The following is a 13,678-nucleotide window of genomic DNA, read 5'->3' as shown; positions in this document are numbered from 1 at the left end:
TTTTAGTTTGTTTTTGTTAATTCTATGTAGTGCTTTCGTTCTGCAAAAGATTTTGCACATATTGTATTTTCTCTTCCATTGGCCGTGCTGCATCAACCCAATGAATAGTAAACCCTCTTCGTTCCATACCTCGAAACCAAGTCATCTGCCGTTTGGCAAACTGGTGTATGGCTATTTCTAAGCCTCTAAACATTTCTTCATAGCTGAGTTCGCCAATAATATGTTGTGTAACATATTTATATTCAAGTCCATAATAGATGAGGTCTTTAGGCGGAATACCACTATCGAGCAATGCTCTTACTTCATCTATCATTCCTTCTTGCAGACGTGCTTTTAGGCGTCGGGTTATTTTTTGTCGGCGCTGCTCTCTGTCTATATCCACTCCTATTATGAGCGAGTCGACTGCAGGCATAGCTCTATCGGGTGTGGGATGTTCTAATTCGTAAGTCTCAATTTCTATTGCACGTATGGCACGATTTGTTGTATCTACATCAGACCGATTGTGCATTGCCGAATGATTTTTTGCTTTTAGGTCTTCAAGTATGTGGGTAAGTTCGGCTAACGTCTTGTTTGCCAATCTTGCACGCAATGCTGTATTCTGTGGGACAGGCGATAGTGCATACCCTTTTAGCACCGCTTCCACATAAAGACCTGTGCCACCACAAAGAATAATAGGCTTTTGGGCAGCCTTGAGTTCAGCATACACATTTTGGAAGTCTTGCTGATATTCAAAAAGATTATACTTTGTACCTGGTTCTACAATGTCGATAAGGTGATAAGGAATGTTCTTACCATTAATTTCATAGTCCGAGAGATCTTTTCCCGTACCTATATCCATACGCTTGTACACCTGTCGGCTATCTGCACTAATGATTTCAGCCCCCATCGTAGCTGCCAATGCTGTGGCAAACGATGTTTTTCCACTTGCAGTTGGTCCAATTATCGTAATCATTTTTTTCATAATACAGCACAAATATAACAAAAAAAAGTCATTCGGCAACAAAACCGAATGACTTTTAATAGAGTTTTTATCTTATTGTATGATTAGCCATTAACCTTAGCCATGTGCTTAATCAACTCAACAACCTTGTGTGAGTAACCGATTTCGTTGTCGTACCAAGATACAACCTTAACGAATGTATCGGTAAGAGCGATACCAGCCTTTGCATCAAAGATAGATGTGCGTGGGTCGCCGAGGAAGTCAGAAGAAACTACTGCATCTTCAGTGTAACCGAGGATACCCTTCAATTCGCCTTCAGAAGCTTCCTTCATTGCAGCACAAATTTCTTCGTACTTAGCAGGCTTAGCCAAGTTTACAGTTAAGTCAACTACAGAAACGTCCAATGTAGGAACACGCATAGACATACCTGTGAGCTTACCATTCAATTCAGGAATTACCTTACCTACAGCCTTTGCAGCACCTGTTGAAGAAGGAATAATGTTGCCTGCAGCAGCACGACCACCGCGCCAATCCTTCATAGAAGGACCATCAACAGTCTTCTGTGTAGCAGTAGTAGAGTGTACAGTTGTCATCAAACCATCTGTGATACCAAACTTGTCGTTCAATACCTTAGCGATAGGAGCGAGACAGTTTGTTGTGCAAGATGCGTTAGAAACAAACTGTGTACCCTTTACATACTTGTCGTGGTTTACACCGCAAACAAACATAGGAGTATCGTCCTTAGAAGGAGCAGACATTACAACGTACTTAGCACCAGCCTTGATGTGAGCTTCTGACTTTTCCTTTGTCAAGAAAAGACCTGTTGATTCAACAACATATTCAGCACCGATTGCGTCCCACTTCAAATCCTCAGGGTTGCGTTCAGCAGTTACGCGAATAACGTTACCATTAACGATGAGTTGTGACTTCTCTACATCAGCTTCGATTGTTCCATTAAAGATTCCGTGCATAGTGTCATACTTCAACATATAAGCAAGGTAATCTACTGGGCAAAGGTCATTAATACCTACTACAACTACGTCCTTAGCGTTTGCCTCTTCAAGACTTGCGCGGAATACAAAACGACCGATACGGCCAAATCCGTTAATACCAATTTTAATCATTTGTCTTTATCCTTTATTTAAAGTGAATAATATTTTAGTTAAAACCTAATTGAGAATTCAATTTTTTGTTCTTTCCACTGCAAAGTTACAAAAATATTCTTATATTTGCAATCGAAAAGAGTATTAAACATTATTAAAGAATAGTATGTATAGCAAGAAACAAATAATTCATATTGGCTATAAGGATATAGAAAGTTTGTCTGCCACATACAAAAAGTAAAAAAAATAAATTATGAGTTTTGTAAAAGAATTTAAGGAATTTGCCATGCGTGGCAACGTTATGGATATGGCTGTCGGTGTAATCATTGGTGGCGCATTTGGAAAGATTGTATCTTCATTGGTTGACAATGTAATTATGCCTGTTATAGGTATGCTTACAGGACGTGTAGACTTCTCAAATTTAGCGTTCAAGGTTGGAGAAGCTGAAGTGAAGTATGGTATGTTTGTTCAAAGTGTTATCGATTTCCTTATCATCGCAATCTGTATCTTTGCAATGATTAAAGTGGTAAATAGCTTTGCAAAGAAAAAGAAGGAAACTCCAGAAGAACCAGCTCCAGCAGAGCCAAGTAACGAAGAGAAGTTGCTCAGCGAAATACGCGATTTGTTGAAGAATAAATAATTTTACTTTAGTATATTACATAAATAAAGCGCATTTAAAATATGCGCTTTATTTATTTCTAAGCATCGATTTTTAGCGTAATAGATATATTAAGGTATATGTATTTGCTTGCCCTTGAATATATTATTCTATTTTTCTACATTCTATCCTTGTAAGCTAAGACATCGATCTTTCGTTTCTAAAACATATATGTTTGAGGGTGTCAAAGTTCAACTTTGGGAGGGTAAAACATATATGTTTTGCAAGGTCAGACATATATGTTTCAGAACTGCTTTGTATTGTGTTTATAATCAATGTGTTACAAGAGTGACGATTGGCAGTTTTACTTAAATGCGTATTGTCCTATTTGTCGGTTGGTCAATTGATATTAAACCCAAATCGATCATTAGTCCGCAAAGGCTTTTTAAAGTGCTTAGATGTTATGCTTTTCTTCGTCTTTGCACCTTATTTTGGCTCTTTTCGTTTGTTTTTTCAGTTGTTTAGCTCGCTAAACGTCTTCAAAAACAAACAAAAATAGCTCAAAATAAGCTCGCAAATCTCGAAGAAGTCTAACGACCGATTTGGGTTAAACTAAAAATTTCCACCTTGGCTATTGATATGCCAAAGTGGGAATTTGCTATTTATGCGTTGTATGATAAAAATCTACTTTATTATTTTCTTTTTATTTTGAATATATACTCCGTGACTAAGTTTGTTGATGTCTGTGCCTACAAATACGCCATTCAAAGTATATATCTTATTGGCTTCTTCTGCAGTTTGATTGGTGATTGCAGTTGATGAGATAGCATTTGGTGTCATCTTTTTTAAATAATCGAATGAGACAACTTTTGCATCAATATCTTCTTTAATATTATAAAGAGGTTTATTGAGTGTACTGTGATTAAGTTGAACACTTATCAACGAGTCTACATTGCTTGTACCAGGGAAAGGGTCGCCTGCGTGGTGAGCCAAATAAGGTTTGCCTCTATAAGCTGGGTTGTAAGATGATACCAACAAGCCATCAGCTGGTACGATTGTCATTCCTGGTTTTCCTACAACATCATTTACACGGTCGCCCATATTTACATATGGCAATTCATAATCTATGCGATAGACTAAAAGACCGTGACCAATCTTTTTATAAACCCCTGTGTACCAATCTTTATCTTGAATATTATGTACTATCAGATATTCATCTGGGTGCTCAGAAGTTATTTTATATGCCATATCGTGTTGCATTTCTACTTTTTTAGGTGTCTCGCCAAGGGTTTCTACCTTTGTCCACCCCATCACTTCGCGTTCCCAAGGTGTATAAGGAGTTGGCACATAACCACCTTTTGTGTATTCACCACCGTCCATTAAATCCCAAAACTCCATTGCCTGATTGTCTACTCTGGCTGTCTCGTTTATTGGATAAAAATCTGGTAAACCCATAGTGTGTGAAAATTCGTGGCAGAACAATCCTATACCATTAATAGCCACTATGTGTTGACCTCTCGCTGTCTTTGCATTATGTGTATAATTTAGTTCATTGCTTACGCCATAACGCTTAATGGTAACGTTGTCTATCTTAAATTCAGAGCCAAGCCAAGATGATTTTGGCCATATATCTGTATCTACGTTGCCTCCCAAAGCTTGTGAGTAACCTGCATAAATAACATAAACTAAGTCTGCTACCCCATCTTTGTCGCTATCATAGTCGGCGAAGTTTACACTATCTGCAACTGCTGTACAGGCTTCACGAATAAGGTCGTCTATTAGCACATCTTTTCTGATAGAACCATCTTTACCATAATAAGTTTGTGGTTTCTTTAGCTTTACAGGACCTAATACATCAAATTGTGGTGTGAATTTGCCGCCACTCATATCTGTAAAATATTTACGTACACTACCGTAATTTAACTTTTCATGGCCGCCAAAGTCTTCCATCTGACCTTCTGCGTTTAGATATTGATTGAAACTTTTCTTCGGATTAGGAAGTGTGAAAGTTGTATCACTAAATTCTACTAAGATGGTAAGTACCTTTGGTGAACCTTCGTGAGGAAAGTATTTTGGGGTCATTGAACCAATACCATTTACTTTTCTGCGGGCAGCTGTCAGTTTTTTATTGGCTGATTTGAAGAATAATTGTCTATTCTGCATCTTTATCAATTGACGTTCGGCTGTTGTTTGCAAATTGTTTTCGTGTGCAAGAATATTTGATGGTTCAAGCTCGCCTACTTCGTTCACTTTCGCTACATAATATCCCTTTGCACTGCGTGTTAGCAATGTTCCATTAAGTGTTGTAACCCAACTGAAGTGTTCATCACCGTGAAGCACTATTGTTAATTTTGTTCCATCAGGTTGTGCTACTACAACGGGTGTAGAGTTGGCCTTTGCTGCATTAGCCATTAGGGTTACTAAGGCTAAGCAAAGTATGAGTATAAGTTTTCTCTTCATTTTTGTTTTCTTTATATCTTTATGTCTTATCTTATTTATTTCGTTTGGTAAAGTAATATTGTCCTTTTCCTTTTGTTCTGTTTCCAAATGCTATAGCTTTTGTTGGGCAATGGTGATAGCAGGCAAAACAAGTAAGGCATTTGCCATTGTGTACCCACTGTGGCATTAGGGCTTTTCCGCCTTCAATATCGTTAACGGGGCATTGCATAGCACATATTCCACACTTTATACACTTCTCTTTGTTTACGTAGAAATGCTTATCGGTAATGAGAAATTTGCTAAAGAAGCCACCAACAGGTCCTGAAAAGAAGTCGGGTATAGGTCCACGAATAAGCGAGTTCCAACCTATTGGATGTTTACCCTCCACATCTTCTAAGTTTTTCTTTGCTTTATTACCCTTAGTTTCTTCTTCTCTTTGTTTTGCATTATTGATGATTGATGCAAAATGAGCTATTTTTTCTTTTGCAGCACTTATCTTTTTCGCTTCTTTTTCTGCTGTATCAACATCCATAAAAGGCAAGCCTACGTACGATTCAGGCATTATAACTGACTCGCACGCATAAAGTTCCGCATTTACAAATGTAGGGTGAGTATGTAGTAGGTGTAGAAATCGTTCCATCGTTCTACCGATAGAATCGCCTGTTGTGAGTAAACAAAAAACTTTTTTAGGGTACACTTTCTTGCTGTTATTTTGTACAAAAGAAAGTGTATGTATAAATTCTTCGACGATTTTTGGTACTCGCCAACCGTGCACAGGAAAAACAAAGCCAATCATTTCATCGTCTTTCACCTCATAATTGCACCTTGTTTTTAGTGCCGAAGTGATAGAAATAATGGCTTCATTAGTAGCTTCAGATAGTTGTGTGGCTGCCCAATGACTATTGCCTGTTGCTGAAAAATAGAATATCATATTGCAAAGGTAGAGATAATATATCAGTTTTCCAATTCTCCGATAATATATTTCATAATTCGTTGGAATAAGAGAGTATCGCTGATATTTATCATTTAGCCTTATCCTAATACCACATCTAAGGTCATCATAAGACCAAAACCGATGGCAAAACCTATTGTGGACAGATTGGAGTGTTCGCCTTCTGATGCTTCGGGAATGAGTTCCTCTATCACTACATAGAACATTGCGCCAGCAGCAAAGCTAAGCAAATAAGGCAAAGTTGGAACGATAGAACTTGCAAGCAATATTACCAATATTCCGCCAATGGGTTCAACAACGCCACTCAATGAACCAATGATAAACGATTTCATTCGTGAATTGCCTGCTTCACGCATTGGCATAGAGATAATAGCTCCTTCTGGCACATTCTGAATAGCGATACCCAATGCCATTGCCAATGCAGCCGTTGTCGTTATATGGCTACCTGCTTGCAACGCACCAGCCAATACAACACCTACAGCCATTCCTTCGGGAAGGTTGTGAATGGTGACAGCAAAGGTTAGCATTGCTGTGCGACTAAGTTTGGTACGTGGACCTTCAGGAGTGTTACTGCCTATGTGAAGGTGAGGAGTAATAAAGTCAATAAGAAGTAAAAAAGCCATTCCGACTAAGAAACCTACCAACGCTGGGATAATGCGTAGTCTCTCTTCGCCTTGCCACATTTCCATTGATGGGATAATAAGCGACCATATTGAGGCTGCCACCATTACGCCCGAAGCAAATCCTAACAAGGATTTTTGTAAGCGTGCAGGCATTTCTTTTCGCATAAAAAATACAAAAGCCGAGCCCAATACTGTGCCCAAAAGCGGAATGAGAAGACCTATAATTGTTCCGTTCATATCTATATTTTCGTTATCTTTGTTTATTCAGAGTTAATTCCTTTTATTCTTTTGCTCCTTATACACATTTATTGTTAAGTGGAGAGAAATCGTAGCAAAGGTAGTTGTAAAATATTGTATTAAACATTTTTTTACTACATTTCTTGCTCATAAGCATCCAATTGGCGTGCCATTTCTTCTTTTCCATACGCTATGAGTTCGGCAGCTTTATTAAAATCGAACATACTATACAGGTTCATAGGCAGTTCTACAAGTATCTCTGGTGGCGTTAGCCGCAATGCAAGTTGTGTATTTGCTTGTATTGCCATACTTGATATGCGCACTGCCATATTCATATAATTGGCTGAAAACTTTACGTTATAGAACGGTAAGTGCTTCACCATATTGCGAAAAATACCTTCTTTATCTTTTCTTTCTTCCTTATTCTTAAGGTATGCCATATATGGACAAGTGTCTGCGCCATTAACGTTTATGGCTAAAAGAAGGTCGTTTTCATTGCGCACTACCCTATCTAACGGCAACGTGTTGTGTACACTTCCGTCTACATAGATGTGTCCATTTTCTTTTACAGGTTTAAAAAATCCAGGAATAGAGATAGAGGCGCGCACAGCAGTTCTTAATGAACCAGAAGTGAAAACACGTTCTTCGCCCGACACAATATCAGAAGCACAGCAAGTGAAGGGCACTTTTAGTTGTTCTATTTTTGCATTACCGAGTACATTATCTAAAGTTTGCATCAATCGTTCACCATTGGTGATGTGGTCAAGTCCCATCGAAACGTCTAATAACTGCAATATTTTCTTTTTATTCAAGCTAAGAAACAACTGCTTCAGTTCGTTCAAATGCCCATTTGCATACGCTCCTCCTATTAATGCACCCATAGATGTGCCCGCCACAGAGGTAATGGTATAGCCTCGCTCTTCTAATGCTTCAATTGCTCCAATGTGAAAATAACCTCGTGCCCCACCACCTGAAAGCACCAAAGCAACATTTTTTGAACGTTGCTTCTTGTGCTTAAATAGGGCTAAAATTTTCTTTATAATTGTCTTCATTGCTTTTCACTTTCACAATTGATTAAGCGTTTATCCGCTATTCTACAATTTCCATTTCCATAACGATGTCCTCTTCGGGACGGTCGTTAGGCATTGTAGCTATGTTTTGTATATTTTCTACAATGTCCAATCCTTCTTCCACCTCTCCAAATACAGTGTACTGATTATCCAAGAACGGAGTTCCGCCAAGAGTTGTATAGGCTTCTGTTTGTTCAGGGGTAAAGACAGGCTTACCCATTTCCTTACACTTAGCCTTTGTTTCTTCTATTATTTTTTCCTGAAGTGCCATCAATCCTTCGCGATTACGGTTCTTTCTCAACTCCATTATCTCTGCATAATAAATCTTCTTTAGCCCATCAAAAACCATTTGCTCTTGCTGCATAGCCATCTGTTTTTCCATTTGTTTAAGCTCGTTAGCATTATATGTCTTCCCCCAAACAATATAGAATTGGCTGCCACTACTTTCACGTTCAGGATTTACTTCATCAGCAGTACGTGCCGCACTCAATGCCCCACGCTTATGAAACAATTGTGGATAAACGATTTCAGCAGGAATTGTATAGTCTGGACCGCCCGTTCCAAGCATTTTACCCTTTGGAGCATTCTTGCTGTTAGGGTCGCCTCCTTGTATCATAAAGTCTTTGATGACACGATGAAAAAGCGTACCATTAAAATATTGTTCCTTAACGAGTTTCACAAAGTTGTCTCTATGTTTTGGCGTTTCATCATAAAGACGCACTACAATATTTCCTTTGTTTGTTTTTATTCTTATTCGTGTTGACATATCTATTCTAATTCTTTTTATATTATTTATCTTCAACTTATTCTGCTCTCCGTGTAAGCAGTCGCCCTGTTTCCCATAGCAAATTGCGCGACCAATTCATTGCTATCACTGCCGAAACTATGGCAATACCAGCATCCATCCACATAATGTCCCAATAGTAGGCAAAGACTAAACCACCAAGTGTGCCAATCTTTGTAAGTACATCGGAAACAAGATGAAAATACACAGCTCTACTGTTGTAGTCGCCTTTTTCGTCCTTTTCACGCATTACCAATACACAGATAACATTGGCTATGAGGCTGGCAAGAACCACACCCACAGCGTAACTATAGTTAGATAGGTGCGTGTCCAATTCGCCCATTCGTTCAAAGGCTTCTGTTACAATAAGTATGGCTGTGCCAAAGAGTAACAACCCACTTGTAAATCCTGACAAGTTGAGGATTTTTTGTGCATCGTAGGTTGTTGATTTCTTAGTCTGTAAATGGCGTACAACAATGTAAGCCACCCAATTAAGCCCAATTACCAAAACGTGCGAGCCCATGTGTATGCTATCGGCCAATAGTGCCATAGACTGCGACATCAGTCCTACAAGTACTTCAGCTATGATAACAAAAAGGGTAAAAAGCACAACAAAGCGCACTCGCTTCTCTTGTTTTGTTGTATCTATCTGATGATTATTTTCCAACTTCCTTCAATATTTTATTTTTTCTCCTTATTATATTATACCCAAATGCTCCATCGCATTCTTAATTCCGTCCTCATCTACGGAGGTGGTAACATAGTCAGCCACAGCCTTCACTCCGTCTACAGCATTGCCCATAGCTATGCCTACGCCTGCTGCTTTCAGAATAGTAAGATCGTTACCTCCATCGCCAAAGGCTGCACATTCTGCAATATCTAAGCCTAAATAGTCTGCCACTTTGCGCAAAGCATTGCCCTTATCAGCACCTTCTATCGTAATATCAGTAAAGGCAGGATGCCATCGTGCCGATACCGAGTGAGGCATTTCGGGCATAATCTTAGCTTCATCTTCTGCCGTAAAAAATGGTGTAAGTTGCAGCACAGGAGCATCTAACAAGTCGGTTGCAGACTTATCTAAGTCAACATTCGACACGCCAAGCCCTTCTACAAAGATTTCTGTAAAAATAGGTTTGCAGTTGTGCATAGCTACCTCACGTTTACCACATACTAAGAGCGCATAGTTGCGTTGGGTAGCATCAGCCACCATCGCTTGAACATCAGCTTTAGGTATAGGTGTTACCGAAATATCTTCATCTCCAACAAAACAATACGCCCCGTTAAAGGTGATGTATCCATCAACAAGGTGTGCTATGGCATCAATATTATTAATAATTGCTACAGGTCGTCCTGTGGCTATAAATACCTTCACACCTCGACTTTTTGCCAAAGTAATAGCATCAATTGTAGATTGGGGAATTTTATGTGTTCCGAACGATACCAACGTTCCATCAATATCGAAAAATACAGCTTTTATTGCCTTCATTATCTTGAATTTTAGGATACAAAGATAATAAATATTTTTCTAAATATGGAATGTGCGTCTTTAAATACCGAGAAATGGGGAACAGAATTGGGATAAAAACAAAAATTAGGGAACAACCTTTTGCAGTTGTTCCCTAAACTTTTTATCGATATAATAACTTCTTCTTGTACAAGTAATGTTACAAAAGAAAGATATTACTTAATCTTGTTGTAGCCGTACTTAGCTGTGCAGCAAAGTTCTTCTTCGATACGGATAAGCTGGTTGTACTTAGCCATACGGTCTGTACGTGACATAGAACCAGTCTTAATCTGACCAGAGTTTGTTGCAACTGCGATGTCAGCAATTGTTGTATCTTCTGTTTCGCCTGAACGGTGAGAAGTTACTGATGTGTAACCTGCACGGTGAGCCATTTCGATTGCTTCGAGGGTTTCTGTCAAAGAACCAATCTGGTTAACCTTGATAAGGATTGAGTTTGCAGCCCCCATCTTGATACCCTTTTCGAGGAACTTCACGTTAGTAACGAACAAGTCGTCACCTACCAACTGGCAACGGTCGCCAATCTTAGCTGTGAGCTTAACCCAGTTTTCCCAGTCGTTTTCGTCAAGACCATCTTCGATTGAGTCGATTGGGTACTCTGTGATGAGTTCTTCCAAGTAAGCAATCTGCTCGTCAGCTGTAAGCTTCTTACCATTAGGATCCTTAGGCATACCATTCTTGAGCTTGCTGTAGTCGTAGAACCACTGACCATTTTCGAGTGTAGCAAATTCAGAAGCAGCACAGTCCATAGCAATCTTAACATCCTTGCCTGGCTCGTAACCTGCGTCCTTGATAGCTTGCATAATTGAATCGAGAGCGTCCTTGATACCTTCGAACTTAGGAGCGAAACCACCTTCGTCACCTACTGCAGTTGAAAGACCACGCTTCTTCAAGTTTTTAGCCAAAGTGTGGAATACTTCAGCACCCATACGCAATGCTTCACGAATGTTAGAAGCACCTACAGGGCGGATCATAAATTCTTGGAATGCGATAGGAGCATCAGAGTGAGCACCACCGTTGATGATGTTCATCATAGGAACAGGCAATGTGTATGCGTTAGCACCACCGATGTAGCGGTAGAGAGGCATATTCAAAGCCTTAGCTGCTGTCTGAGCTACTGCCAAAGACACACCGAGGATAGCGTTAGCACCGAGTTTGCTCTTTGTAGGAGTACCATCGAGCTCCAACATCTTATAGTCGATAGCACGTTGCTCTGTAACGTTCCAACCCTTGAGTGCAGGAGCAATGATGTTGTTAACATTTTCTACTGCCTTCAAAACGCCCTTGCCACCGAAACGACCCTTGTCGCCATCGCGAAGTTCGAGTGCTTCGTTCTCACCTGTAGATGCACCTGATGGTACGCTTGCACGACCCATTACACCGTTCTCAAGAACTACTTCAACCTCAACTGTTGGATTACCGCGTGAGTCGATTATCTCACGAGCGTGTACTTTTTCAATCTTCATAATTTTACCTTAATTTTATTTTTAACTGTATAACGTTTTTTCTATCATTGACAGCGATCATAATTAGGAGAAAAACTCTTTTTTTAGATGGTAACTTTATGTTATCCTATCTTTTTTTGCTAAAGTTTTACTTCTAAAATAAAGACCTTATTCGTTTTCGACTTCAAAATTATAAAAAAGAAACGAGAGAAACAAACATTTCACACAAAATAACACGCAATACTAATCTAAATCAAATTAAGCCCAAATCGGTCGTTAGACTTCTTTGAGATTTGCGAGCTTATTTTGTAACTACTCAGTACCCCTATAGAAATAGGTATGCTGCCTTTACCCTTGCAAATTAGCAAGGGCGAGCAGTACGTCAAATTTGGAATTGCCGTTTTTCTTGGCGGTGTCAGTCACCGAATGCAGTTTCATGTAGATGTCAGCACCAGCGTCTGTTCTGAAGCAACCACTTACTTTCTGCTTGACTTTTATGTTCCTCACGCCTCTCTCACTGGCATTGTTGTCATATGGAACTCGCTTATCGGTGAGGAAGGTGAAGATGTAGTCATGGCATTTGTAGAGTCCTTTTTTCAAGGCGTTGAAGTCCTTGTGTAAGTGATTGGTGCTTTCTTCAAGCAGTCTGTCGAGCCTTTCGTAGAAACCGGCTGCAGCCTTTTTGACTTTCTCCATCGTCTTGCTTTTCCTTAGGTGAATCGCATCCTGCAACAACTCCGTAAGTCTCGTTGACCATGTCTGGTTCTTATCCAGGTCTGTGAGATATTGTATGTTCCTCAATAGATGCGCAATGCATACCTGATGTCCTTTGACGTTCAGCCTGAAATAGGTACTGTGCCTGTCCGTCACGAGCGTGACATCAGGAAGGTCGTTGGGGAAATGCTTCCTCGTTGCGGCCTTGCCGCGGGATTTGTCCTGGAAGAGATAGGTGAGATTGTCGTTCTGGAAGACCCATGCCCAATGGTGCTCCCCACCGACGTACAGCCCAGTCTCGTCGGCGCCAGCGACTTCGGCCTCTTCGATACGGTCGCGTATTTCCCTATAGGCATTCTCCGATTTCTTTCCCATCCGGGTCAGTATGTTCTGCACCGTTCCCTGGCTGATATGAAGATGGAATACATCGCGCAACATCTCGCACAGCCTTGCAAAGGGGATGTACTGGGAATGTCCGAAGTAAGCAATTATGGCGTTTAGATTAGGGCCGTATGAAATGCGGCTGGTATACTTCTTTGAGGCTCTGCACTTGTTCGTGTGCCCGCATTTGCAGCGTTTGCCGAGCAGCACGTGCTCCGTAGTGGTGGGTTGTATGGAGGGAATGTCGACAACCTGCGACTTGCCAATCACCTCGGCCTCCACATCAGCGAGTGACTCGCCACAACACTCGCACACATCATCAGGATGGTGGTGGACAATAAAATCTGGATCTTCATTGGTCTCAAGGAAATGCCCCTCATGCCCGGGCTGACCGCCTGTCTTCCTGTCGCTCTTCTTCCTGAGCGACTTAGTGTGACGAACAATCTGGTTTCCTATTGAGTCTTGGGTGGGCGGAATACTACTGTTGCTACTGTCCTTTGGTGGTTCCTCATACTTTGACAGGCGTTGCCTCAGATCCCGTATGGTTTTATCCTTCTGGTTTACGAGACGGTTGAGACGGCTTATTTCGGTATCCTGGTCGGATACCTTCTTCTCCAACGAAGCAAATCTGTTTTCTATCGTCTGGAGTACATCTGCCTTGTCTGTCACTTGCTCATTCACGCTGCAAATATACTACGTAAATTCATTTCCTGCAAGAGTATTAGAAAACTTAAACAGTTGAGATACGGACTGTTAAATGTAATATGGAGACTTTTAACAAAGCCTACCCCAAGGCGTGTAGGGGACTATGTTGAGTCTCCGAAAATAGATACAAAACACTGATACATAGGCGAATAAGCGTACTTTTGC

At 40.3% G+C, this 13,678-nt stretch carries 12 protein-coding genes; 1 reads left to right on the top strand and 11 read right to left on the bottom strand.

The window, feature by feature from the left end; genetic code table 11:
• Positions 1 to 22: 22 nt before the first annotated feature.
• Entirely contained in the window at positions 23 to 961 is a 939-nt protein-coding gene (gene miaA / locus CZ367_RS04185; protein ID WP_077195759.1) for a tRNA (adenosine(37)-N6)-dimethylallyltransferase MiaA, read from the bottom strand.
• Positions 962 to 1,044: 83 nt separating this feature from the next.
• Positions 1,045 to 2,064 (bottom strand): type I glyceraldehyde-3-phosphate dehydrogenase, encoded by a 1,020-nt coding sequence (gene gap, locus CZ367_RS04180; protein WP_077195758.1) that lies wholly within the window; start codon positions 2,062 to 2,064, stop codon positions 1,045 to 1,047.
• Between the two features lie 232 nt (positions 2,065 to 2,296).
• Between gap and mscL the strand changes: the two genes are divergently transcribed.
• Positions 2,297 to 2,683 carry a large-conductance mechanosensitive channel protein MscL gene (gene mscL, locus CZ367_RS04175; RefSeq protein ID WP_077195757.1) on the top strand — a complete coding sequence of 129 codons (387 nt, stop codon included), beginning with the start codon at positions 2,297 to 2,299 and terminating at the stop codon, positions 2,681 to 2,683.
• A 642-nt stretch (positions 2,684 to 3,325) separates the two neighbouring features.
• Here mscL and CZ367_RS04170 read toward each other — a convergent pair.
• The 9 genes from CZ367_RS04170 to tnpC form a co-directional block, all read right to left on the bottom strand.
• Positions 3,326 to 5,101, bottom strand: coding sequence for a M6 family metalloprotease domain-containing protein (locus CZ367_RS04170; RefSeq protein WP_077195756.1), 1,776 nt, complete (start codon positions 5,099 to 5,101; stop codon positions 3,326 to 3,328).
• Positions 5,102 to 5,132: 31 nt separating this feature from the next.
• Positions 5,133 to 6,011, bottom strand: a complete 879-nt coding sequence (locus CZ367_RS04165; RefSeq protein WP_077195755.1) for an EFR1 family ferrodoxin — start codon at positions 6,009 to 6,011, stop codon at positions 5,133 to 5,135.
• Positions 6,012 to 6,112: 101 nt separating this feature from the next.
• Positions 6,113 to 6,892 carry a ZIP family metal transporter gene (locus CZ367_RS04160; RefSeq protein WP_077195754.1) on the bottom strand — a complete coding sequence of 260 codons (780 nt, stop codon included), beginning with the start codon at positions 6,890 to 6,892 and terminating at the stop codon, positions 6,113 to 6,115.
• A gap of 134 nt (positions 6,893 to 7,026) precedes the next feature.
• Positions 7,027 to 7,944 carry a patatin-like phospholipase family protein gene (locus tag CZ367_RS04155; protein ID WP_077195753.1) on the bottom strand — a complete coding sequence of 306 codons (918 nt, stop codon included), beginning with the start codon at positions 7,942 to 7,944 and terminating at the stop codon, positions 7,027 to 7,029.
• 37 nt (positions 7,945 to 7,981) lie between these two features.
• Positions 7,982 to 8,728 (bottom strand): peptidylprolyl isomerase, encoded by a 747-nt coding sequence (locus CZ367_RS04150; RefSeq protein WP_077195752.1) that lies wholly within the window; start codon positions 8,726 to 8,728, stop codon positions 7,982 to 7,984.
• 37 nt (positions 8,729 to 8,765) lie between these two features.
• The gene (locus tag CZ367_RS04145; RefSeq protein ID WP_077195751.1) at positions 8,766 to 9,413 is read right to left on the bottom strand and encodes a cation diffusion facilitator family transporter; all 648 of its coding nucleotides are present in this window, start codon (positions 9,411 to 9,413) and stop codon (positions 8,766 to 8,768) included.
• A gap of 30 nt (positions 9,414 to 9,443) precedes the next feature.
• The gene (locus CZ367_RS04140) at positions 9,444 to 10,232 is read right to left on the bottom strand and encodes a Cof-type HAD-IIB family hydrolase (protein WP_077195750.1); all 789 of its coding nucleotides are present in this window, start codon (positions 10,230 to 10,232) and stop codon (positions 9,444 to 9,446) included.
• A 194-nt stretch (positions 10,233 to 10,426) separates the two neighbouring features.
• Positions 10,427 to 11,734: a phosphopyruvate hydratase gene (gene eno, locus CZ367_RS04135; protein ID WP_077195749.1), complete on the bottom strand. Its 1,308-nt coding sequence runs from the start codon at positions 11,732 to 11,734 to the stop codon at positions 10,427 to 10,429.
• 327 nt (positions 11,735 to 12,061) lie between these two features.
• Positions 12,062 to 13,477, bottom strand: coding sequence for an IS66 family transposase (tnpC, locus tag CZ367_RS14790; RefSeq protein ID WP_237581536.1), 1,416 nt, complete (start codon positions 13,475 to 13,477; stop codon positions 12,062 to 12,064).
• Positions 13,478 to 13,678 lie beyond the last annotated feature (201 nt).

The organism is Prevotella ihumii (assembly GCF_900155655.1).
Lineage (GTDB): Bacteria > Bacteroidota > Bacteroidia > Bacteroidales > Bacteroidaceae > Prevotella > Prevotella ihumii.
The sequence above is the reverse complement of the archived record's forward strand: the minus strand, read 5'-3'. Positions and strand labels throughout refer to the sequence as shown.

What these genes read in the sequence shown, in the direction of transcription:
- CZ367_RS04150 (WP_077195752.1), bottom strand. Translation starts at nt 8,728, where the DNA reads ATGTCAACACGAATAAGAATAAAAACAAACAAAGGAAATATTGTAGTG.
- gap (WP_077195758.1), bottom strand. Translation starts at nt 2,064, where the DNA reads ATGATTAAAATTGGTATTAACGGATTTGGCCGTATCGGTCGTTTTGTA.
- CZ367_RS04165 (WP_077195755.1), bottom strand. Translation starts at nt 6,011, where the DNA reads ATGATATTCTATTTTTCAGCAACAGGCAATAGTCATTGGGCAGCCACA.
- CZ367_RS04170 (WP_077195756.1), bottom strand. Translation starts at nt 5,101, where the DNA reads ATGAAGAGAAAACTTATACTCATACTTTGCTTAGCCTTAGTAACCCTA.
- CZ367_RS04160 (WP_077195754.1), bottom strand. Translation starts at nt 6,892, where the DNA reads ATGAACGGAACAATTATAGGTCTTCTCATTCCGCTTTTGGGCACAGTA.
- CZ367_RS04155 (WP_077195753.1), bottom strand. Translation starts at nt 7,944, where the DNA reads ATGAAGACAATTATAAAGAAAATTTTAGCCCTATTTAAGCACAAGAAG.
- miaA (WP_077195759.1), bottom strand. Translation starts at nt 961, where the DNA reads ATGAAAAAAATGATTACGATAATTGGACCAACTGCAAGTGGAAAAACA.
- eno (WP_077195749.1), bottom strand. Translation starts at nt 11,734, where the DNA reads ATGAAGATTGAAAAAGTACACGCTCGTGAGATAATCGACTCACGCGGT.
- mscL (WP_077195757.1), top strand. Translation starts at nt 2,297, where the DNA reads ATGAGTTTTGTAAAAGAATTTAAGGAATTTGCCATGCGTGGCAACGTT.
- CZ367_RS04140 (WP_077195750.1), bottom strand. Translation starts at nt 10,232, where the DNA reads ATGAAGGCAATAAAAGCTGTATTTTTCGATATTGATGGAACGTTGGTA.